The organism is Solicola gregarius (assembly GCF_025790165.1).
Classification (GTDB): Bacteria; Actinomycetota; Actinomycetes; order Propionibacteriales; family Nocardioidaceae; genus Solicola; species Solicola gregarius.
This window is the reverse complement of record NZ_CP094970.1, coordinates 3,186,551-3,208,852: the sequence shown is the minus strand read 5'-3', so window position 1 is coordinate 3,208,852 and position 22,302 is coordinate 3,186,551. Positions and strand designations below refer to the sequence as shown.

Annotated in this window: 19 protein-coding genes; 11 read left to right on the top strand and 8 right to left on the bottom strand. The window is 70.0% G+C overall.

The window, feature by feature from the left end:
• Positions 1 to 47: 47 nt before the first annotated feature.
• Complete coding sequence (locus L0C25_RS15745; RefSeq protein WP_271632629.1) at positions 48 to 1,283, bottom strand: SpoIID/LytB domain-containing protein; 1,236 nt, start codon at positions 1,281 to 1,283, stop codon at positions 48 to 50.
• A 56-nt stretch (positions 1,284 to 1,339) separates the two neighbouring features.
• Positions 1,340 to 2,905, bottom strand: coding sequence for an N-acetylmuramoyl-L-alanine amidase (locus tag L0C25_RS15740; protein WP_271632628.1), 1,566 nt, complete (start codon positions 2,903 to 2,905; stop codon positions 1,340 to 1,342).
• 175 nt (positions 2,906 to 3,080) lie between these two features.
• Between L0C25_RS15740 and L0C25_RS15735 the strand changes: the two genes are divergently transcribed.
• A complete protein-coding gene (locus tag L0C25_RS15735) occupies positions 3,081 to 4,466 on the top strand; it encodes an NAD(P)H-quinone dehydrogenase (protein ID WP_271632627.1) in 1,386 nt (461 codons plus the stop codon).
• A gap of 182 nt (positions 4,467 to 4,648) precedes the next feature.
• Here the strand turns inward: L0C25_RS15735 and L0C25_RS15730 are convergent, their stop codons facing one another.
• The gene (locus tag L0C25_RS15730; protein ID WP_271632626.1) at positions 4,649 to 5,296 is read right to left on the bottom strand and encodes a biliverdin-producing heme oxygenase; all 648 of its coding nucleotides are present in this window, start codon (positions 5,294 to 5,296) and stop codon (positions 4,649 to 4,651) included.
• 342 nt (positions 5,297 to 5,638) lie between these two features.
• Here L0C25_RS15730 and L0C25_RS15725 point away from each other — a divergent pair, with 342 nt between their 5' ends.
• Both L0C25_RS15725 and L0C25_RS15720 read left to right on the top strand, forming a co-directional pair.
• Positions 5,639 to 6,448, top strand: a complete 810-nt coding sequence (locus L0C25_RS15725) for a purine-nucleoside phosphorylase (RefSeq protein WP_271632625.1) — start codon at positions 5,639 to 5,641, stop codon at positions 6,446 to 6,448.
• A 56-nt stretch (positions 6,449 to 6,504) separates the two neighbouring features.
• Positions 6,505 to 8,157: a phospho-sugar mutase gene (locus L0C25_RS15720; RefSeq protein ID WP_271632624.1), complete on the top strand. Its 1,653-nt coding sequence runs from the start codon at positions 6,505 to 6,507 to the stop codon at positions 8,155 to 8,157.
• A 7-nt stretch (positions 8,158 to 8,164) separates the two neighbouring features.
• Here L0C25_RS15720 and L0C25_RS15715 read toward each other — a convergent pair whose 3' ends face one another.
• A complete protein-coding gene (locus L0C25_RS15715) occupies positions 8,165 to 8,788 on the bottom strand; it encodes a hypothetical protein (protein ID WP_271632623.1) in 624 nt (207 codons plus the stop codon).
• Positions 8,789 to 8,927: 139 nt separating this feature from the next.
• On the opposite strand from L0C25_RS15715, the gene deoC reads away from it, so the two are divergent.
• Genes deoC through L0C25_RS15700 form a run of 3 tightly spaced genes read left to right on the top strand, consistent with a single transcriptional unit; the run spans position 8,928 to position 12,217 of the window.
• Entirely contained in the window at positions 8,928 to 9,881 is a 954-nt protein-coding gene (deoC, locus tag L0C25_RS15710) for a deoxyribose-phosphate aldolase (RefSeq protein WP_271632622.1), read from the top strand.
• A gap of 21 nt (positions 9,882 to 9,902) precedes the next feature.
• Entirely contained in the window at positions 9,903 to 11,357 is a 1,455-nt protein-coding gene (locus L0C25_RS15705) for an aldehyde dehydrogenase family protein (protein ID WP_271632621.1), read from the top strand.
• A complete protein-coding gene (locus L0C25_RS15700; RefSeq protein WP_271632620.1) occupies positions 11,357 to 12,217 on the top strand; it encodes an aldehyde dehydrogenase family protein in 861 nt (286 codons plus the stop codon). Before L0C25_RS15705 ends, L0C25_RS15700 begins: the two co-directional genes overlap by 1 nt.
• A 19-nt stretch (positions 12,218 to 12,236) precedes the next feature.
• Here L0C25_RS15700 and L0C25_RS15695 read toward each other — a convergent pair whose 3' ends face one another.
• Positions 12,237 to 13,316: a GNAT family N-acetyltransferase gene (locus L0C25_RS15695; RefSeq protein ID WP_271632619.1), complete on the bottom strand. Its 1,080-nt coding sequence runs from the start codon at positions 13,314 to 13,316 to the stop codon at positions 12,237 to 12,239.
• Positions 13,317 to 13,371: 55 nt separating this feature from the next.
• Between L0C25_RS15695 and L0C25_RS15690 the strand changes: the two genes are divergently transcribed.
• Both L0C25_RS15690 and L0C25_RS15685 read left to right on the top strand, forming a co-directional pair.
• Positions 13,372 to 13,821 carry a MarR family winged helix-turn-helix transcriptional regulator gene (locus L0C25_RS15690; protein ID WP_271632618.1) on the top strand — a complete coding sequence of 150 codons (450 nt, stop codon included), beginning with the start codon at positions 13,372 to 13,374 and terminating at the stop codon, positions 13,819 to 13,821.
• Between the two features lie 104 nt (positions 13,822 to 13,925).
• Positions 13,926 to 15,524: a carboxylesterase/lipase family protein gene (locus tag L0C25_RS15685; protein WP_271632617.1), complete on the top strand. Its 1,599-nt coding sequence runs from the start codon at positions 13,926 to 13,928 to the stop codon at positions 15,522 to 15,524.
• Positions 15,525 to 15,624: 100 nt separating this feature from the next.
• Here the strand turns inward: L0C25_RS15685 and L0C25_RS15680 are convergent, their stop codons facing one another.
• On the bottom strand, positions 15,625 to 16,227 hold the full coding sequence (locus L0C25_RS15680) for a TetR/AcrR family transcriptional regulator (protein WP_271632616.1): 603 nt from the start codon (positions 16,225 to 16,227) through the stop codon (positions 15,625 to 15,627).
• Between the two features lie 96 nt (positions 16,228 to 16,323).
• Between L0C25_RS15680 and L0C25_RS15675 the strand changes: the two genes are divergently transcribed.
• Complete coding sequence (locus L0C25_RS15675) at positions 16,324 to 17,862, top strand: MFS transporter (protein WP_271632615.1); 1,539 nt, start codon at positions 16,324 to 16,326, stop codon at positions 17,860 to 17,862.
• Position 17,863: 1 nt separating this feature from the next.
• Here the strand turns inward: L0C25_RS15675 and L0C25_RS15670 are convergent, their stop codons facing one another.
• Entirely contained in the window at positions 17,864 to 19,378 is a 1,515-nt protein-coding gene (locus L0C25_RS15670) for a serine/threonine-protein kinase (protein ID WP_271632614.1), read from the bottom strand.
• Between the two features lie 81 nt (positions 19,379 to 19,459).
• Between L0C25_RS15670 and L0C25_RS15665 the strand changes: the two genes are divergently transcribed.
• Positions 19,460 to 20,014: an RNA polymerase sigma factor gene (locus tag L0C25_RS15665; protein ID WP_271632613.1), complete on the top strand. Its 555-nt coding sequence runs from the start codon at positions 19,460 to 19,462 to the stop codon at positions 20,012 to 20,014.
• Entirely contained in the window at positions 20,011 to 20,607 is a 597-nt protein-coding gene (locus L0C25_RS15660; RefSeq protein WP_271632612.1) for a uridine kinase family protein, read from the top strand. Before L0C25_RS15665 ends, L0C25_RS15660 begins: the two co-directional genes overlap by 4 nt.
• On the opposite strand, the gene L0C25_RS15655 is transcribed toward L0C25_RS15660, so the two are convergent.
• The gene (locus L0C25_RS15655) at positions 20,604 to 22,223 is read right to left on the bottom strand and encodes a substrate-binding domain-containing protein (protein WP_271632611.1); all 1,620 of its coding nucleotides are present in this window, start codon (positions 22,221 to 22,223) and stop codon (positions 20,604 to 20,606) included. The genes L0C25_RS15660 and L0C25_RS15655 overlap by 4 nt on opposite strands.
• Between the last annotated feature and the right edge of the window lie 79 nt (positions 22,224 to 22,302).

Genomic DNA, 22,302 nt, shown 5'->3' with positions numbered 1-22,302 from the left:
TCCTCACCGGGCCGGGTTCCTCTCCTCACCGGGCCGGGATCCTCTCCTCACCGCTTGATGCGGACCCAGTCGGAGCGCAGGCCGAGCAGCGAGCGGAAGTCGCTGCCGCTGAGCCGCACCGTCGTGCCGGTGCCTCGGAGCGCCACCCGCTGCGCGCGGCCGTTCCAGGCACCGTGGCCGTTCCGCTTGACCACTCGCACCGCCTTCAGCCGACCCAGCGCCGGGTACGCCCGCTCGAGCGTCGATCTCGACACGCGTGCCTTCCAGCTGCGCATAGGGTTTCCGGCCCAGCGGTCGTACCGGTCGCGGTGGGCGCGCAGGTAGGGCAGCCCACCCCATGCCGTCCAGCCACCGGACGACGAGGAGAACATCGTGAGCGCGGGCTTGCCCTTGTACTCGACGGTCTCTCCCGACGTCGCCTTCACGGCCGCGTTCGTCGCGTCGGTCTCGACCCGGTAGCCGCCGTATACCTGGCAGCTCGTCGTGTCGCACACGTCGTAGTGAGCGTGACCGTCACGGCGTTTGAGGTTCAGTGCGTACGACCGCGCCGCGACCGCCTGCGCGCGCAGTGCCGGCTGCGACCAGTACGACGGCATCTCTACCGGCACGACGCCCTTGAGATAGTTCTGCAGGCGCAGCACGTTGACGGTGTCGCGCGTGTGGCTCGACGGGCTCGGCGATGCCGACCGCAATGCACCTCGGTACGCCTGCGTCGACCCGTCGGGCATGATGAGCCGCAGCGGACCAGGCCGGCGGAACGTGCCGTCTCCGCGCAGCAGCCGCCGACCCGGCACCCGCCAGCGGTGCCAGCCGTTGGAGTCGCGGTACTGCACCGCCGACTTGGCCGGTTTGCCGACGGCAGGGACGATCCGCCACTCGCGTACGCCCTTGCGTGCGGGCAGCTTGAACGCCTTGTTGTCTGCGGAGTCGCGCACTGTCAGTCCACGCGCCCGCCGCACGATGACCGTGTCGGTGGTGTCTGCGGTCAGCAGCACCCGGAGGAACCCGCGATTGACCGCGAGCTTCGTGTTCGGGTAGTAGAACCGCACGATCTGCCGGTACGACAGTCCCTTGCGGGCCGCGCCTTGCGCGCCGTACTGCGACATGCCGATGCCGTGCCCGTAGCCGCGCCCCTCGATCCTGACGGCGGCCCGTTCGGAGGTACGTACGGCCGCCGGCGGATCGGCCGCCACTGCCCAGCCCTCGCCACTGTCGTCATCCGCTTCGGCGGCACTGGGACCGGCAGCCACGAACAACGGCACGGTGACCAGCAACGGAACCACCACGGCAACGGGAGCACGCAGACGCGAAGCAGATGCCCGCAAGTCGATCAACCCCCTCACCAGACCTTCACGGTGACCTTCTTGGTCCGCTTGTCGTAGTGCATGCTGCCGTTCGCGAACCGTGCCTTGGCGCCGCGGCGCGTCGGCACGGAGTCGGAGCGCGGTGTGCCGAGCCTGCCCGAGACACCACCGCGCCGCAGGTACGCGCGCTCGATCGCGCCGGTGAGCGCGTACACCTTGTCGGCGCGGTTCTCGAACAGCCGGCCCTTCTCGGTCGCGACCCGATGGAGGCCGCTGACCTTCGTCTTCCGGTAGTTGCTCACCGGGAAGCCGAGCGCTCCACCCGGCCCGCCACGCTCGCGGTATCCGGCGAGCAGCGGGCTGCGCGGTACGTAGTGCGGACCGGCCTTGGCGGTCGAGTACCCCCGGCCGCGCGTGAAGACGGTCTGCCGACCGCCTTTGAGGCGCCGCTCACCGATGAACACGGGGCCGGTCCGCCGGCGGGCGAACGAGTCGCGGATCCCGGACTCGAAGCGCGACAGGTACGTACCCACCCGCTTTCGGAGTCGCGGCAGCCAGGCGTACCCGTGCTTGCCGGGGCACGCGGTCGACATCACGTCGCGGTGACCCGAGATCCGGTTGAGGCGCTTGCCCTGCATCGTCGTTCGTCCGCGCGGCGAAACGTAGTTGGTGCCGAGTCGCCACCCGACGAGCCGCACGACCGCATTCTTCAACCGCTTCGACAGCCGTGCCGTATCGAAGTTGCCCATCATCGACACGCCCATCGAGTCGGTGTTGAAGTCACCCGAGTGCGCCCCGCGGACGGGTCGGTTCATGCCACCCTTGCGACCCTCGAAGATGCGACCGAACCGGTCGACGAGGAAGTTGTAGCCGATGTCGCACCAGCCGCGTCCCTGCGTGTGGTACGCCTGGATGCCCTGCACGATCGCGGCGCTGTCGGCCGGCGAGTAGTTGTTCGTACCCACTGTGTGGTGGACGAACGCCGCTTTGGTCGTCTTCCCGTAGATCGGTGCGAAGCACTTGTCTCCGAGGTCGGGGTCTGCGTTCCAGCCCTTTCGGGTGACGATCGGAGGGCGTCGGGGGAAGCGCGGCTTGCCGACGGGGCCACCTGCCGAGGGCAGCCGGGCGGCGCGCGAGGCCGGTACGCCCGCGGGGTCGATCGTGACGACGCGTACGTCGGCGGGCAGCCGGCCGTCCGCACTCACCTGCACGGCGACGCCGTCGGCATCGCCGACCCACAGCGGGACGGTACCCGCCACTGCGCCGCCCGTCGGTGCGTCGCTATCGACCTCGAGGTGCTGCCAGCCGCTCCACCCGTCGGATCCGCGCGTACGTATGCGCACCTGCAGGCCCCGCACGCGGGCATCGGCCGCCCAGGTCACGGCGACCATCGCGTAGTCGTCGGTCGTCGTCGGTGCGAGCCGCGCGACCTGCCCGTCGGCGCTTCGGTCACCGGCCGCCCGCGGTACGTGGAGCGCGTCGACCTGCGTGTGTTGTCCGTCGGTGGTGCGTGCTGCCGGGCTCGCGTTCGTACCCGTCGGTGCGAGTGTCGCCGCGATCGCGGCAAGCACGCCCAGCATGACCGTCCCGAGACGGCTCATCGAATCCCCTCCTGCGCCAGATGTGGCGGATGTTACTGATGTGACTACTCCCTGCAGTCGATTGTGTGCATGCTGTAGGCGAATTGGGAAGCCCTTGCGCTGAAGAACCGACGTGTAGTTCGGTCACGGACGGTGGCCGGGCCTTGCAGCAGGCCCTCGATGCGAGAATGGGCGGGTGACTCATGTGGTGATCATCGGAGGCGGACCGGGCGGCTACGAATCGGCTCTGGTGGCCGCCCAGCTGGGGGCAGAGGTCACGATCGTCGACCGTGACGGCATCGGCGGCTCGACGGTTCTCACCGACTGCGTTCCGAGCAAGACCCTGATCGCGACCTCCGAGCTGATGGCCGAGGTCGAGGGCGCGGGTGAGCTCGGCGTACAGCTCGGCGTGGATGCGTCCGACGACGGTCCGGTCACTGTCGACCTCGGCCGCGTCAACACCCGGGTCAAGGCCCTCGCGCAGGCACAGTCCGGCGACATCGAGCGCCGGCTCGAACGCGAGTCCGTCCGCGTACTCGACGGCACCGGTCGGCTCGACGGACCCGACAAGGTCGTGGCCGAGCTCGCCGACGGAGGCACCGAGACGCTCGCTGCCGATGTCGTGCTGGTGGCGACCGGCGCGCATCCGCGGGTATCCCCGAGCGCGTTGCCCGACGGCGAGCGGATCCTCACCTGGGAGCAGGTCTACGATCTCGACGCCCTTCCCGAGCGACTGATCGTCGTCGGCTCCGGCGTCACCGGCGCGGAGTTCGCGGGCGCGTACAAGGCGCTCGGCAGCGAGGTCGTACTCGTCTCGAGCCGCGACCGGGTACTGCCCGGCGAGGACGCCGACGCGGCGCTCGTGCTCGAAGAGGTCTTCACCCGGCGCGGCATGGAGGTCATGTCGCGCTCGCGGATGCAGCAGGTCGAGCGGATCGGCGATGGCGTACGCGTCACGCTGACCGATGGCCGAATCGTCGACGGATCGCATTGCTTGCTCGCGATCGGGTCGATCCCCAACTCGTCCGACATCGGCCTCGACACGGCCGGCGTCGATGTCGACGACGCCGGCTTCGTCACCGTCGACAAGGTGTCGCGTACGACCGGCCGCGGGGTGTATGCGGCCGGCGACTGCACCGGCGTCCTCATGCTCGCATCTGTCGCAGCCATGCAGGGCCGGATCGCGATGTCGCATGCGCTCGGCGACGCGGTCTCCCCGCTCGACCTGCGTGAGGTCGCGAGCAACGTGTTCACCTCGCCCGAGATCGCAACCGTCGGCTACACCCAGCAGGACATCGACGGCGGCACCATCGAGGCGCGTACGCAGACGATCCAGCTCGGCGGCAACCCGCGAGCGAAGATGCAGGGCATACGCGACGGCTTCGTGAAGCTGTTCTGCCTTCCCGGCACGGGCATCGTGATCGGCGGTGTGGTCGTCGGACGGCAGGCCAGCGAGCTGATCCACGCCGTTTCGATTGCGGTCAACTGCCGCCTCACGGTCGACCAGGTCGCGCAGTCGTTCACTGTCTACCCGTCGATCACCGGCTCGATCGCCGAGGCCGCCCGCCGGCTCCACAGATGAAAGTGCACGGAACCGAAAGCCTCTGCCGAAGGGCCCGGGCTCCAATGTTGCAGGAGCGAACGGCAATCACCGCGGCGCCTAGCTCTTGGTCCGTCACGGCGTCCGTCACCACCCACGTACCTCAGCCGACGGCGCCGTAACGGATCAAAAGGTGCGGATCCGCAAGGCTTGGCGACCGACCCTCAGCGGGCTGCCAGTTCGGCGAAGATCGCTTCGTTCAGCCGGAACGCGCGCTTGACCTCGCCGACGATCCGCTGCTTGTCGACCTCACTGAGGCGCAGTGCGTCGAGCCGAGTGCGGTACGCATCCTTGTAGGGCTTGGGTTTCGGGATTCCCGAGAACGCGTAGAACGCGGTGCCGACACCGCTCGGCAGGTCGTACGTGCGGGCGACGACCCGCCCGATCGCCTGGCCTCCGGACAGGTCTCCGAGATAGCGCGTGTAGTGGTGCGCGATGTACAGCCCGCCCCATTCCGCCGTCGCAGTACGGATCCGGTCGACGTATGCAGCCGTCGCCGGGCTGTCCAGCGGTGTCGCGCGCCAATCCGGGCCGACCCAGTGAGCGAGATCCGCCGCCAGGGCATCACCGCGCTCGAGGAGCGGATCGACGACCACCCCGACCATCGGATCGTCGGCATGGGCACGGCCGACGGACTCGAGCGCGTCGTACACCTCGGCGAGCCGACGTACGTACGCGGCGTACTCGTCTCGCCCGGCTCGTCCGTCCAACAGCCGCGCGACGAAGTCCGACGACTCCGCCGCCGTGTGCTCGGCGCGCGATCCGGCGCGCACCAGCTGCGACAGCTTCATCGTCTCGACCGCTGCGGTCATCGCTCTCCTCCTCGACGTGGCCGTGGTCCACCCTGATCGTGGCCAGGCACGGCAACACCTGATCATCCCAGTTCTATTTAGGTAAGCCAAGCCTAAATCAGAACGTCGGAACGCGCATCAGCCCACAGTGGTGCGCGTCCAGAGGGGGAATGGCACGGTTCTCGCGAGGCGTCGGCTCGGTGGTGGCCGGGCGACCATCACGCTGCCGCGGCCGGCCGTCCGGAAGCACCGCCTGACGTTCACGCGTTGGCAACACGCGTCGAAGGTGCACCGCACCGTTCGCATTCGCCGTCGGTGACCGCGTGGGGCGGCGCGCGTCGTGCGGGTTTAGGCTTGCCGCCCGTGACCGTTCCACACACCCCCGCCGACCCGTACGCGACCGCCCGCTCTGCTGCCGACCGACTACGCGAGATCACCGGCGCCGAGCACGATGTCGCCCTCGTGATGGGATCGGGCTGGCTGCCCGCCGCCGATGCGCTCGGTGCGGCGGAGCACGAGCTGCCGACCGCCGATCTCCCCGGCTTCGCCGCGCCCGCGGTCGCGGGTCACGGCGGTACCGTCCGATCCATCCCGATGGGCGACCGACGCGTGCTCGTCTTCCTCGGCCGCACCCATCTGTACGAGGGGCGCGGCGTCTCCTCGGTCGTGCACGGCGTACGTACCGCCGCGGCCGCCGGTTGCCGGGCGATCGTCCTCACCAACGGATGCGGCGGACTCGACCCGAGCTGGACTCCGGGCACACCCGTACTCATCCGCGACCACATCAACCTGACCGCGACGTCTCCGATCGTCGGCGCGAACTTCGTCGACCTCACCGACCTGTACGCGCGGCGCCTGCGCGATCTGTGCCGGGAGACCGACCCGTCGCTTGCCGAAGGCGTGTACGCGCAGTTCCCCGGCCCGCACTACGAGACTCCGGCCGAGGTCGAGATGGCCGGCCGGCTCGGTGCGAGCCTGGTGGGCATGTCGACGACTCTCGAGGCGATCGCGGCGCGCGAGGCCGGGATGGAGGTGCTCGGCATGTCGCTGGTGACCAACCTCGCCGCGGGCGTCGGCAGCGCACCGCTCGACCACGCCGAGGTCCTCGAGGCGGGCAATGCGGCCGCCGCGCGTATGGGCGCGCTGCTGGCGGACGTTCTGCCGCGTATCTGAGCGTTCCGCTTCCTATCCGTCCGCGAGTGCACGCGCGGGTCGTTAGGGTTTCACCCATGCCGTCCTACGATGCACTGTCCGACGCCGCGGCCACCTGGATCGACCAGGACCCCGACCCGGCGACTCGCGCCGAGCTCACCGCGCTGGTCGATGCCGCCCGGTCCGACGACGCCGCTCTCGCCGACCTCGCCGACCGGTTCGCCGGGCGCCTGGAGTTCGGCACCGCCGGACTGCGCGGCGAGCTCGGTGCCGGCCCGAACCGCATGAACCGCGTCGTCGTCGCGCAAGCCGCGTCCGGCCTCGCCGCGTACCTGAACCGCGACGGCGGGACGGATCCGAGCGTCGTCGTCGGCTACGACGCCCGGCACAACTCGGAGGTCTTCGCCCGAGACACCGCGGAGATCATGCACGCGGCCGGGGTACGCGCGTACCTGCTGCCCGAGCCACTGCCGACTCCGGTGCTCGCGTTCGCGATCCGCCACCTGGACTGTTCCGCCGGTGTCATGGTCACGGCGTCGCACAACCCGCCACGAGACAACGGCTACAAGGTGTACCTCGGTGACGGCAGCCAGATCGTGCCGCCGTCCGACTCCGACATCGCCGCCGCGATCGCGGCCGTCGGACGCGTCGACCGGTTGCCGCGCGACACCGGCTACCCGCACCTCGACGACGCCGTCCGAGACGCGTACGTCGCAGCCGTCGCGGCGCTGGTCGACAGCCCGCGCGAGCTCACCTGTGCCTACACCGCGATGCATGGCGTCGGCGACGCCGTCGTACGCCAGGTCGTCGACGCGGCGGGCTTCCCCGCGCTGCACTCGGTGGCCGAGCAGGCGGCGCCCGACCCGGAGTTCCCCACCGTGGCGTTCCCCAACCCCGAGGAGCCCGGCGCGATGGACCTCGCACTCGCGCTCGCCCGCGCGGTCGACGCCGACGTGGTGATCGCGAACGATCCCGACGCAGACCGCTGCGCCGTCGGCGTACCCGACCTGCACGGGTGGCGGATGCTCAGCGGCGACGAGACCGGCGCGCTGCTTGCCGATGCCGCGCTACGCAAGGGCATCGCGGGCACGTACGCCACCACGATCGTGTCGTCGACGCTGCTTCGTCGGCTCGCCGCGGCGCACGACCAGCCGTACGCCGAGACGCTCACCGGTTTCAAGTGGATCGGGCGGGTGCCCGGCCTCGCGTACGGCTATGAGGAAGCGCTCGGGTACGCGGTCGCACCGCAGATCGCCCGAGACAAGGACGGCATCTCGGCCCTCGTACGCGTGCTCGAGCTGGCTGCCGGGCTGAAGGCCGACGGACGTACGCTGCTCGACCGGCTCGACGAGATCGCCGCCGAGCACGGCGTACACGCAACGGGGCAGGTCTCCGTACGCGTCTCGGACCTTGGCCTGATCGCCAAGGCGATGGAGCGCCTGCGCGGCGATCCCCCGGCCGTGCTGGGTGGCCTCGCCGTCGAGCGGATCGACGACCTGAGCCGGCCGGACGGCGGCCTGCCTCCCACGAACGGCCTCCGGTTCGTCCTGGCCGCGGACGCGCGGGTCGTCGTACGCCCGTCCGGCACGGAGCCCAAGCTGAAGTGCTATCTGGAGGCGGTGGTGCAGCCGGAGGCCGGCGCGGTCGAGGGTGTCGCCGCCGCCAGGATTGCCGCCGCGGGCCGGCTCGACGCGATACGTGCCGACGTCGCGGCCCTGCTCGAGGTGTGATCGCCCGTCAGAGGTTGGCGGCGACGACCAGGACCACGAACACGACCACCATCGCCGCGCCGACGAGAACCGTCGGCCAGGCCCAGTGCCGCTCGACCCGCTCGAGTCCGCCCTTGTCGGTCTGCTGCCTGGCCAGCGCCTCGATGCGAACCGTGACGTAGTCGGCGTAGTGCATGCCGGTCACATCGGAGCCGGTCATCGTCGGCCTCGACGCGAACTTCTCCTCCTGCGGAGTGGCCATCAGCGACTGCGCCCGCTTCTCACCACGCATCAGGTAGCGCGCGCTCTTGCCGACCGCGATGCCGTGGTGCTTGTCGATGCCGGTGTACACGCACAGGGTCTGGCGTACGTCCACGTCGGTGATCTGGCGCCACGGGAGGCGCAGGTCGGTGACCGCGTTGCGCAGCAGCAGGTGATCCTCGTACGCGTGCACCGTCGGTCGCACGAGCGCGGCGTACGTCGCCCAGCCGAGGAGCGCGATGCCGAGGGCGACGGCAAGCGTTGCCGCGTCGGACCCGCTCGAGACCACGGCCACGACGACGAACGCGACCATGGCGAGCCCGATGATGCCCCACCACCGACCGATGGTTGGCTTGAATCGCTCGACGAGGGTCGACTGCTCGGAAACCACCTGGCCATTCTGCCCGATGCACGATAGCGAACGCACCGTGAGCCGCACGTTCGGGTGGGAAACGCCCGCGTGTCGCCTCCGGAACGTGCGGCTCACGGTGGCGGCGGTGACGGAACGGGCCACGGCCTAGACTTGCCGAGTGAGCACCACGATTGACGAGGCGACCAGGTCGGCCGACTCGCTGCGACGTTTCCTGGCCGGGTTGCCGGGCGTCGACCAGGTCGGCGCCGAAGAGCGTGTCGCGGACCTCTCGCGGCGGTCGATCAAGACGACGTCCAAGCAGTACGCGATCGACCTGGCGATCTCGATGGTCGACCTGACGACGCTCGAGGGCGCGGACACCCCGGGCAAGGTGCGCGCCCTGTCGAACAAGGCGATGCGACCCGATCCGACCGACGGCAGCTGTCCGCGCGCCGCCGCGGTGTGCGTCTACCCCGATCTCGTACCGGTCGCCAAGCAGACGCTCGGCGACTCGGGCGTCAACGTCGCAAGCGTCGCGACCGCGTTCCCGTCGGGCCGCGCCGCGCTGTCGATCCGCCTCGACGACACGCGTACGGCCGTCGAGGCGGGCGCAGACGAGATCGACATGGTGATCGACCGGGGCGCCTTCCTGGCGGGCGATTACCAGCGGGTGTACGACGACATCGTCGCGGTCAAGGCCGCGTGCGAGCGCGCCGACGGCACGCACGCGCATTTGAAGGTGATCTTCGAGACCGGCGAGCTGCAGACGTACGACAACGTCCGGCGCGCGTCGTGGCTCGCCATGATGGCGGGAGCGGACTTCATCAAGACCAGCACCGGCAAGGTGCAGCCGGCCGCGACCCTGCCGGTGACGCTGGTGATGCTGGAGGCGGTACGCGACTTCCGGTCCGCGACCGGACGACAGGTCGGCGTGAAGCCGGCGGGCGGCATTCGTACGACCAAGGACGCGATCAAGTACCTCGTCGTGGTCAACGAGATCGCCGGGCCCGACTGGTTGACGCCCGACTGGTTCAGGTTCGGCGCGTCCAGCCTGCTGAACGACCTGCTCATGCAGCGCCAGCGGATGCTCACGGGCCACTACTCCGGCCCCGACTACGTCACGCTCGACTGAGGGCAATTGGGGAGCATTGTGATGGCAGACAAACCGATCTTCGAGTACGCACCGGCGCCGCAGTCGCGCTCGGTCGTCGACATCAGGAGCTCGTACGGGCTGTTCATCGGCGGCGAGTTCGTCGAGGGCGCTTCGGCCGCGTCCTTCAAGACGATCAGCCCGGCGACCGAGGAGGTACTCGCCGAGGTCACCGAGGCCAACGCCGAGGACGTCGACCGCGCCGTCGCGGCAGCGCGTCGCGCGTACACCCGGGTGTGGTCGCGGATGCCCGGCGCCGAACGCGCGAAGTACCTCTACCGGATCGCGCGCATCATCGCCGAGCGTGCCCGCGAGTTCGCGGTGCTCGAGTCGCTCGACAACGGCAAGCCGATCAAGGAGTCCCGCGACGCCGACATCCCGCTCGTCGCGCAGTGGTTCTTCTACTACGCCGGGTGGGCCGACAAGCTCGCGTACGCGGGCCTCGGAACCAACCCGAAGGCGCACGGCGTGGCGGGACAGATCATCCCGTGGAACTTCCCGCTGATGATGCTGGCGTGGAAGATCGCGCCCGCGCTGGCCGCCGGCAACACCGTCGTACTCAAGCCGGCCGAAACCACTCCCCTGACGGCGTTGCTGTTCGCCGAGGTGTGCCAGCAGGCCGACCTGCCGCCCGGCGTCGTCAACATCGTGACCGGGGCGGGGGCGACCGGGCAGGCGATCGTCGAGCATCCGGATGTCGACAAGGTCGCCTTCACCGGGTCGACCGACGTGGGCAAGGCCATCGCGCGTTCGGTCGCGGGCACGCGTAAGAAGGTGACGTTGGAGCTGGGCGGCAAGGCCGCGAACATCGTCTTCGACGACGCACCCGTAGACCAGGCCGTCGACGGCATCGTCAACGGCATCTTCTTCAACCAGGGCCACGTGTGCTGCGCGGGCTCGCGGCTGCTGGTCCAGGAGTCGGTGTACGACGAGCTGCTCGACCGGCTGAAGCGACGCATGACCACGTTGCGGGTCGGCGACCCGCTCGACAAGAACACAGACATCGGCGCGATCAACTCCGCTGAGCAGCTCGCCCGGATTCGCGAGCTGTCCGCCATCGGCGATGCCGAGGGCGCCGAGCGCTGGTCACCGCCGTGCGAGCTTCCGGCAAACGGGTTCTGGTTCGCGCCGACGATCTTCACCGGCGTGACGCAGGCGCACCGCATCGCGCGCGAGGAGATCTTCGGGCCCGTGCTGTCGGTGCTGACGTTCCGTACGCCGGCCGAGGCGGTCGAGAAGGCCAACAACACGCCCTACGGGCTGTCCGCGGGCGTCTGGACCGAGAAGGGGTCGCGGATCCTGTCGATCGCCAACCAGCTGCGCGCGGGCGTGGTCTGGGCCAACACGTTCAACAAGTTCGACCCGGCCAGCCCGTTCGGCGGCTACAAGGAGTCCGGGTACGGCCGCGAGGGCGGCAAGCCCGGCCTCGCCGCGTACCTCACCGAGGAGAGCAACTGATGGCCAGGCTCGACGTACGCAAGACGTACAAGCTCTACATCGGCGGCGCGTTCCCGCGCTCGGAGTCGGGGCGTACGTACGAAGCGCTCGACGCCAAGGGACGATTCCTCGCCAACGCGGCGCAAGCATCGCGCAAGGACGCCCGCGATGCGGTCGGCGCGGCGCGCAAGGCGTTCGGCGGCTGGTCGACGCGCACCCCGTACAACCGCGGGCAGATCCTCTACCGCACAGCCGAGATGCTCGAGGGCCGCCGCGACCAGTTCATCAGCGAGGTCAAGGCATCCGAAGGCCTCACCGCCGCCCAGGCCGCGCGCGCCGTCGACGCCGCAATCGACCGCTGGGTCTGGTACGCCGGGTGGTCGGACAAGCTCACCCAGGTCGTCGGCAATGCGAACCCCGTGTCGACGCCGCACTTCAACCTGTCGACCCCCGAGCCGACCGGTGTCGTGGCCGTCGTTGCACCGCAGGACTCGTCACTGCTCGGGCTGGTCAGTGTCATCGCCCCCGCGATCGTCTCCGGCAACACCGTCGTGGTCGTGTCCTCGTACGAGCGACCGCTGCCCGCCATCACGCTGTCGGAAGTGCTCGCGACCTCCGACCTGCCGGGCGGCGTCGTCAACGTGCTCACCGGCGACGCGACCGAGATCGCACCGTGGCTCGCCTCCCACCGGGACGTCAACGCGATCGACCTCGCGGGCGTCACCGACGAGACGCTCGCCGCCGAGCTCGAAGAGGCGTCGGCCGACAACCTCAAGCGGGTCGTACGCCCGTCCGAGACCGACTGGAGCACCGAGCCGGGAATCACACGCATGACGGCGTTCCTGGAGACGAAGACCGTCTGGCACCCCATCGGCGTCTGACTCCGAGAGGACGCTCGGATCAGCCGACGAGCGCCCGCTGCTTCGTGAGGTACACGCTGTGCGGCGGCATCGACTCGGCCGACGTGAGTGCGTACCCGGCGCGCTCGTACAGCCCGATGTTGCGCTCGCTGCGCTGGCCGGTGAACAGTGCGAACTGGGTGGCCTCGGCGGGTGCCATCTGCTCGGCGTACTCGAGCAGCCACGAGCCGATCCCCTTGCCGACATAGTCGGGCGCGACCATCAGCCGACCGATCATCCACGTCGCTCCGTGCGCACGCGCCCGGACTGCCGCGATGAGCCGGCCGTGCCGACGTACGCACCACAGGCGCCACTGCTTGCTCGACTCCCGGAGCTCGTCGAGCGTCTCGTGCAGCGGTGCCAGGTCGAGGGTGTCGTTCGCGAGCGCCTCCTCGACCCAGCAACAGCGCTGGAGTACGAGCACCTCCGCGAGGTCGCCCGGGCGAGCCAGGTCGACGGTCAACCCGTCGATCGGTCCGCCGACTGACTCGGCGTCCGCTCGCAGCGGGTGCATCGCGTCAGCCACCCTGGTCAGCTCGGCGAGCACGCCTCGTGCGGTCTCCTCGATCTGCATGGACTCGACCACCTGGCCGTCGCTCGTACTGTCGGCGATGCGCAATGCGACGGTCGCACCAATGGGCATCATCCGCAGGGTCGTGACGACCTGTTTGGTCATCTGCACCGAGCGCGTGCCGGCCGACGTGTTGCCGTAGCTGACGAATGCCACAGGCTTCCATGCCCACTCGTGGTAGAGGAAGTCGAGCGCGTTCTTCAGCGACCCCGGCATTCCGTAGTTGTACTCGGGCGTGATCATGACGAACGCGTCGGCCGCGGCCACCCGCTGACTCCAGCGGCGGGTGTGCTCGTGCACGTACGCGCCTTCGGACGGATGCTCGGGTTCGTCCAGCAGCGGTAGGTCGAGCTCCGCGAGGTGGGCGACGTCGACGGCGATCCCGCCGTGCTCCGCGTCGGCCTTGGTGACGCGTACGAACCAGTCGGCGATCGCCGTGCCGAGCCGGCCCGGCCTGGTGCTGGCCACGATGACGAGGACGCGCATGGGATCTCTGAAGGTCGTTGACATGTCACTGACCCTACCGAGTTTCTATGACACGTCAACAAGCTGTACGGTTGACCGCGTGGACACACCGTGGTTGACCGACGACGAGGAAGCAGCGTGGCGCGCGTTCCGGCGGCTGCTGACCGTCCTACCGGCACGCATCGGGCGAGATCTCACGCGCGACTCTGGACTCTCGCCCGCCGACTACGAGGTCCTGAGCACCCTGTCGGAGAAGCCGAACCGCCGCTGGGGACTGAAGGATCTCGCCGCCAAGGCCGAGTGGTCGCGTAGCCGCCTGTCCCATCACGCGACCCGGATGGAGAGGCGCGGGCTCATCTCCAAGGAGCCCGACCCCGATGATGCGCGGGGCTGCATCCTGGCGCTGACCGACGCCGGGTTCGCCGTACTCGAGGGCGCAGCCCCACTCCACGTCGGATCGGTACGCTCCCGCTTCCTCGACCACCTCAGCCCATCCGAGCTGGCCACGCTGCGGAAGCTGTCGACCCGTATCGCCGACCTTCCCGGCTGAGAGGTCGCGCGGATCGACGCGTGGGCTCGTACGCCGAGCGCAGTACGGGAGATGCCGCCAACCGGCGGACGACGCGCACCTCCTTGTCGCGCCAACGTATGCGTATGTCGATTCGAACTCTTGCCACAGCCGCCGCTCTCGCCGTCATCGCCACCTTCCTGCCATGGACAGCAGGAACCTCCGGGGCTTCCCCGCCGAGTGCCGCAACTCCCGACACCGTGACGCGCGTACACCAGGGCTGGCTCCGCGGTGAAGCCGCCGACGGGGTCGTCCGCTTCAAGGGAGTGCCCTTCGCAGCACCTCCGGTCGGCGACCGACGCTGGACGGCGCCGCGCCGGCCACAGCACTGGCACGGCGTACGAGATGCGACCGAGCCCGCGGACGCGTGCGCACAGCTGGACACCGACCAGAACGGCGATACCCGCCTCGTCGGACGGGAGGACTGCCTGTACCTCGATGTCACCCGGCCCTCTCACGCACGCCGCCACGAGCGGATGCCCGTGATCGTCTGGCTCTACGGTGGCGGGCTCACCTCTGGGTCGAGCGCGGAGTACGACGCGGCGCGCCTCGCAGAGGCCGCGGGCGCCGTCGTGGTGACGCCGAACTACCGGCTCGGCGCACTCGGCTTCCTCTCCTCGCCGTCGCTCGATGCGCGAGGGGCGACCTCCGGCAACTACGGGCTGCAGGACCAGGCCGCGGCGCTGCGATGGGTGCGCCGCAACGCCGAGGCGTTCGATGGAGACCGGCGTGCGGTCACCCTGATCGGCCAGTCGGCCGGGGCCCGCAGCGTGTGCGCACACCTCGCGTCGCGGCGCTCCCGCGGCCTGTTCGACCGCGCCGTGGTGATGAGCGGCGCTTGTACGAACACCGTCACGACCAAACGGGCCGCCGACGACAAGGGAGCACGCGCGATCCGCAACGTCGACTGTGCCGCTGCGCAAGACGTCGGCCGATGTCTGCGCGACGTACCCGTGCGGCGCATGGTGCGCAGCCTGCCTCCGGTGCGGTCGGTGACCGGGACGGTGGCCGACGATCCCTGGGGTCCGGTCGCGGGCACCCGGTTCCTGCCGATCCAGCCCGGCACGGCCCTTCGCAACGGCGCTGCCGCCGACACCCCGATGGTGATCGGCAGCGTCCGCGACGAGATGAGGTCGTTCGTCGCGTCCGCGTACGACCTCCAGGGCGGCGACAAGGTACTGACCGACCGGGCGTACGAAGACCTCGTACGCGACACGTTCGGCGCGCGGGCGCCATCGGTGCTCGACCGCTACCCGGCCGCCGACTACGACCGCCCGGCCTTCGCCTTGGCAGCGGTGCTCACCGACTGGGGCAAGCGGATCGGTGCGTGCCCAACCCTGGACACAGCGCGCGCCGCCGCGAGGACCACACCGGTGTACGCGTACGAGGTGACACAGGACTCCGGAGTGGAGTTCGGCGGGATCCCGTTCGCGGCGTACCACGGGTCCGAGCTGCCGTACCTGTTCGACATCGGCTGGGCGACGCCGGGTGACGAACGCCTGACGCCGGTGCTGCTCGGCTACTGGGGACGATTCGCCCGGAGCGGAAACCCGAACGGCCACGGCCTGCCGCGGTGGCGGCCCTTCGACCACCGCGAGACCGTCCAAGGGCTGTCGGGCGAGCGCGTCGCGCCGACCGCGTTCGCCGAAGTGCACCAGTGCGACTTCTGGGCGGACCTGGACTGAGCACCCGCACCCGCCTGCAGCCCCCCGGTGAGCATGACGTTTCGGCCCTCAAAGCCGATTCCGGGGCCGAAACGTCATGCTCACGGTGGCTGGGTGGGGGCTACGCGAGCAGCATCCGGTCGAGGAGGTCGTCGATCTGCTCGTCGAGGGACGGCCAGTGGAAGTTCGGATGGTCCGCGCGGAGGGTGACCATGCCGTGCATCAGGCACCACAGCTGGGTGGCCGCCATGTGCGCCTCCTCGTCTGTCTTGCCGGACTCGCGTAGCACCTCGACGGCAACCCCGAACGCGCTCTCGCCGACGAACCCGCCGTCGCCTGCCGGTGGAAGGTTGAGGTTGGTCGAGAACAGCACCCTGTAGGTCCCCGGACGCTCGAGGGCGAAGTCGACGTACGCCCGGGTCGCCGCGCGGAGCCGGCTCCGCGGGTCGTCGCGCGCACCTTCGTCGGCAGCCAACAGCGCCTCCCGCAGCTCGCCGTACTTCTGGTCCTTCACCGCGACAGTGGCAGCGTCGAGTGAGTCGAAGTGCAGGTAGATCGACGTCGCCGCGACACCGACCTCGCGGGCGATCGCCCGCAGCGAGAGCGTACGGGCGTCGCCGGACTCCTCGAGCAGCCGCGCCGTCACGTCGAGGATCTCGTTGCGGAGCTTCTCGCCTTCGCCCCTGCGAGCGGAGGGCCGTCGGGTGGGGCTGGGTTTCGGCACAGATCCGTCCAATTGGGTTGACAGGTGTTGCGCTACAGGTGTTAACTCATCTCTATTGGGCTACGAGTGTAGCCCAATTCGAACCTGGGGGACCTCATGACCACCACGACCTCGGTGACGGCCGGGCGCCCGCGCACCCGACGCGGCTGGACCCTTGCCATCGTGTGCACGGCGATCTTCATGCTGCTGCTCGACGTGACGGTCGTGGCCGTCGCGCTCGGCGACATGCAGCAGAGCCTCGACGCGAGCCTGGCCGACCTGCAGTGGGTCGTCGACGCGTACGCGCTCTCGCTGGCCTGCCTGCTGCTGACGTCGGCCACCATCGGCGACCGGATCGGGCGTCGCCGCGTGTTCCTCGCCGGAATGGTGGTCTTCACGGTCGGATCGCTCGCCTGTGCGCTCGCGGGCAACGCGCTCGCGCTCGACCTCACCCGGGCACTGCAGGGCATCGGCGGCGCGATGCTGTTCGGCACCGCGATCCCGATCATCGGCGACACGTTCCGTGAGCCGAAGGCGCGTGCGGCCGCCGTCGGCGTGTTCGGTGCGACCCTCGGCGCCGCGACCGCGATCGGCCCCCTGGTCGGAGGCCTGCTGGTCGACGCCGCGGGCTGGCGCTGGATCTTCCTGGTGAACGTCCCGGTCGGCGTGATCGCCCTGATCGCGGGCGCGCGAATCCTGCCCGAGTCGCGCGCAGAGCACCCGCGACGCGCCGACTGGCCCGGCACCACGCTGCTGACGATCACGCTGCTCACCCTGCTGCTCGGACTGATCAGGGGCCATGCCGACGGCTGGACGTCTGCACCGATCCTCGCGCTGTTCGTGGGTTCGGCGATCGCGTGCATCGCGTTCCTGGTCTGCGAGGTACGTACGGCCGAGCCGATGCTCGACCTCGCGCTCTTCCGCAGCCGTTCGTACGCCGGCGTCAGCCTCGCGGCGCTCGCCGTCAGCGCCACCGTGATCGCATCGACCACGTACCTCGGGCTGTACTTCGTGAACACCTTCGCGTACGAGCCGTTCGACGCCGGGCTGAGGTTCCTGGCCTTCACGGTTGCGTCCTTCGTCGCAGCCCCGCTCGCCGCACGACTGGTCGACCGCGTGCGTGCCGTGTGGACCGTCTCGGGCGGACTGCTGCTGGTGACGATCGGGATGGCCTGGATGGCGCAGGTCGACGGTTCATCGGAATGGACTGTGTTCGTACCCGGGTTCATCATCGCCGGGTCCGGTGCGGGCGTCCTGAGCGCGTGCCTGACCCAGGCGGCGCTCGACGCCGTCGAGCCGGCGCGTGCCGGAATGGCGACGGGCGTGGTGAGCACCATGCGACAGGTCGGCGTGGCCGCCGGAGTCGCCGTACTCGGCGTGCTCTTCTACAACAGCGGTGTCGACGCGACCTCCGACGCGCTGGCAGGGTCGGGCGTTCCGGCCGACTCGGCACGCGAGCTCGGCGAGGCCGTCGGCTCCGGCGCCGGCGTCTCCGTGCTCGACCAGGTGCCGGCCGCATACCGCGACGGCGTGGCGACCGCGGTACGCGACGCGTCGGCCACCGCGATGAGCGACATCCTCTGGTGGGGCGCGATCGCGGCGGGTATCGCGATGGTGCTGGTCGTGGCCTTGATGTCTCGACGACCATCGCGCTGACCTATTCCGTGCCGACGACGACCTCTTCGCGCACGGCCTTGAGCAGCGCCTCGGCGTTCTCCCGCTGGTCGGCGCTCGTGATGTTCGACTCCGGGCCGTTGATTTCGACCCAGCCGGCCGTTTCGGGGCTCGTGTTGCCGAAGTACCAACGCCAGTAATAGCGGTCGCCCTTGGAGTACTCGAGGTCCCAGCCGACCTGCCAGTCACCGAGCTGCTCCTCGGTGGTGAGCTCCTTGCTCGCCTCCTGGGTGTAGCCGTCGGACTCGATGCTGTTCATGTACTCCTTGGCCGCGTCGTCTACCGACTCCTCCGAGGCCGCGGTGCTGACGACCAGCTCGAGGTCGGCCTCGTCGCTGGTGTACGACCAGGTCGACTCGCCGACCTCCTTCGCATCGCTCCAGCCGCCGGCGAGCTCGATGTCCGGCCCGGCTGCCGGATCGTCGTCGCTGAGCTCCTGCAGCACGAGCACCGCGCCGACCACGACCGCGACCACGACAAGGGCGGCGAGCACGGCGAAGAGGCTGCGGCGTACGGACGACCGTGGCGGAGGCGTTGGCCGACCGGACGACGGCGGCACGGGACTCTGCGGCGACGGCGGGACGGGACTCTGCGGGGTCAGCGGTGGCGGGCTCACCGGCGACGGGAAGTCCGGGTGCCACACCTGCGACTCGATCCGCGGCGGTTCGTACATCCGGGTGTGCGTACGCGACGCAGCCTCGACGAACGCGGTGCTGAACGAGTCGACGTCCGGCCAGCGGTGGGCCGGATCGGGCGCGACGGCCCGGAGTACGACCTGGTCGAGCGACACGGGCAGGTCGCGCACCAGGGTGGTCGGCGGCCGGATCGGCTCGGGTGAGAACAGCGCCTCGACACCGCCCGTACGCACCGGCCGCCCGGTCACGAGGTGGTACGCCACCGCACCGAGCGCGTGGACGTCGCAGCGGTTGTCGACGCCGCGGGTGGGGTCGGCCTGCTCCGGCGCCATGTACGCCGGCGTACCGACGACCTGGGTGATGCCGCTCGCGTGCAGCATCGCCTTCGCGACGCCGAGGTCGGCGACCATCAGCCGGGACGAGCCCGTGTGGTCGCCGGCGAGGAGGAGGTTCTGCGGCTTCACGTCGCGATGCAGAATGCCCATCGAGTGCAGCCGGCGCAGCCCCGCGCCGGCCTGCGAGACGAGGTCGGCGATCAGCGCGAGGTCACGCGACGGTGAGTTCAGCAGCCCGGCGACGGTCCCCCGATCGGCGTAGTTCATCACGAAGTACGGCGTACCGTCGTCGGTCTCGCCGATGTCGTACACCCGCACGATGTGGTCGGAGTCGGCGCGGCGCAGGATGCGCGCCTCCTCGAGGAACCGGTCCCTGATGTCGGTACGCGCGGCCCAGTTGTCGGCCAGCGCCTTGACCGCGACGTACGACTGCAGGTCGGGGTCGGAGTACAGCCAGACCGTGGCGAACCCGCCCGATCCGATGCGAGAGATTCGCCGCAGTCGACCGAGTCGATGAGGCAGGGACATGGGGCCATTCTGTCGGTACGGCCGTCGCCGGGGTGCAGGGTGGTCTGTACCCGGCGCCGCCGGTGGGCAACAATGCTCCCTATGACGACCGAGCAGACCGTCGATCTCGACGACCTCGCCCGCCGCGCGTCGGCGGGTGACCAGGTTGCGCTCAACCAGCTACTCGCGGCCGTACAGCCGCGGGTCATGCGCCTGTGTCAGCGCATCCTCCCGGTCCAGCAGGATGCCGAAGAGGCCTGCCAGGACGTGCTGATGAAGATCGCGACGAAGATCGGGGGCTACGAGGGACGCAGTAAGTTCACCACCTGGCTGCACGTCGTCGCGAGCAACGCCGCGCGGCAGACGTACCGTTCGCTGAAGCGCCGCGCCGCGGAGCGCCCCGTCGACGAGATGCCGACGTACGCCGACCCGCGTACGACCAGCGTGATCGCCGGCAGCCGCCTCGACCTGCTGGAGGCGCTCGAGACCCTCGAACGCAACCAGCCCGATCTGGTCGAGGCGCTCGTGATGCGCGATATCGGAGAGATCGACTACGCCGAGATCGCACGCGCCCTCGACATCCCGGTCGGCACGGCCAAGTCGCGCATCCACCGTGCGCGGCAGGCCATGCGGCCGCTGCTGCTCGTACGGGAGTGACGGCGCGCCCCCGAGCGCGGGTCGTCGTCCTCGCCGGTCCGTCCGGATCCGGCAAGTCACGGCTCGCGCACCGGCTCGGCTGGCCCGTGCTCCGGCTCGACGACTTCTACCGCGACGGCGACGCACCCGGCCTGCCGATGGTCGGTCCCGGCCTCGTCGACTGGGACGACCCTCGCTCCTGGGACGTCGAGCAGGCCTGCGACGCGATCGAGCGGCTGTGCCGCGAGGGCCACGTCGACGCTCCCGTGTACGAGATCGCCGCCAACGCGCGGGTCGGACACCGTGAGGTACGAGTTGGCGGCGCCGAGGTGTTCATCGCCGAGGGGATCTTCGCTCCGTACGTCGTCGAGGGCTGTCGCTCTCGCGGTCTGCTGGCCGACGCGATCTGCGTGCGTCACCACCGCATCGTGACGTTCGTCCTGCGCCTCGCGCGAGATCTGCGCGAGCGGCGCAAGCCGCCTCGGGTGCTCGTTCGCCGCGGTTGGGCGCTGCTGCGCGCGGAGCCCTCGGTCGTACGCGCCGCCGAGCAGATGGGCTGCGCGCCGATGACCCCACTGCGTGCGGAGCGCCGGCTGCGCGACCTGCCGTCCTAGCCGCGGTTGGCGAGCGCCTCGACGAACACGTTGGCGATGTCATCGGGGTCGACGGCGACGTGGCTCGTGCCGCCCGTCTCGTGCGCGATCGCCTCGAGGGCCGACACGTCGGCGTCCTCGGTGATCCCGATCGTGACGATGACGACCGGACGGTCGGGGTCGGCTTCGCTCTCGAGCGTGTCGAGCAGCTTGTCGAGGCCGATACTGCCGGGGTCCTCGTTCTCGCCGTCGGTCAGCAGCACGACGCTGTTGACCGCCTTGGGGTCGTACCCCTCCTGCGCGGCGCGGTACGCGGCCAGGATCGAGTCGTAGAGCCCGGTGCCGCCGCCGGTCCGCCCGATCAGGCCCGCGGTCGCCTTCTCCAGAACGTCGCGCTGGCTGCTCCCTCCGACCGCGGCGTCGAGGCGACGAACAGGCACGAGCGGCAGATAGTCCTTACCGTTCTCGCCGAGTCCAACGGAGAACGCCCACAGCCCCATCGCACTGCCGTCGGGAAAGAGCTCTCGACCGGCATTCGCGGCGTCGACCGTGAGCGCCATCCGACTGCTGTCGCCGGCGGCGTACTGCATCGAACCCGAGACGTCGATGACGGCGAGCGTACGGCTCGGGCGCGACAACAGCGTCCAGGCGCTGAGCAGCGAGGCGACCTCGTCGGTCCGGGGCATCGGTGAGCTCTTCACGTCGCCGACGCCGTCGTCGACCGGCGCACCCTCCGGTGACCGGAACCCGGCCTTCGCGAACGCGTCCTGTGCCTGTGCCGACGTGAGCATGATGGACAGTGCGTCGACCCCCGCCGACGTGGAGTCGCGACGCTCGGACGACGCAGACAGTACGAGCGGGTAGTCGAGCGACAGGGTGCCGCTGTCCGGCACGGACATCCGCAGGTTCTTCGCCGCGCCGGACCGGTTGGCGAGCACCGACTGCTCGGAGGCCACTGCGGTGCCTCCGTCCGATGCCAGCTTGGTGACCTGGTCGGCGGCCGTTGAACCGTCGGAGCTGCTCGCACCCGACTGCGCGACCGACACCAAGTCCTGTTTGAGCTCGTCGTCGCTAGCCCCGGCCGCCTGGGCCTCCGCCCGCGCCGCGATCAACGCCATGACGGCGGGCGTACTCGAGGTCGGATCTCCCAGCGAGAGGTCATCGGCCGCCAGTACGTCGCGCCAGCTCGACTCGGCCGGTTCCGAGCCCACGACAACGACAGGTGACGATGCGAGCGACGCCTCGAGCACGACCGGCGCGGTGGCCGCGACCCCCGCAACCCGGTCGACCTCGACCGTGGAGTCCGGGATCCAGGCGTCGGGCATGCCCTCACCGGACGTCAGCGCCTTCGCGACGTCTGCCGCCGAGCTGGCCTCGACCTCGTACGTCCCACAGCCGTCGTCGCTCGACGCCACGACCTCGTCGACGACATCGGCGATGTCGGGACTCGCGGCGATCGCGACGGTCTCGCCACAGGAGTCGGCCGACGCCGCCGCGTCACCTCCGCCTGCGGTCTGCCACCGGATGACGAGTCCGACGGCCACCACGAACGCGATCACCGCAGCGCCCAGAACCAGCGGACCGGGCCCCACACGGCGCGACGTACCACGGTCCGCCGCCGAATGGCGTCCTTCCATGCCGCACCTCGCGCCTACGTTGACCTGATCGGGGTGGAAGGTAGCACGGTCGCCGACGCCTCGGCACCAGTGTGACCGA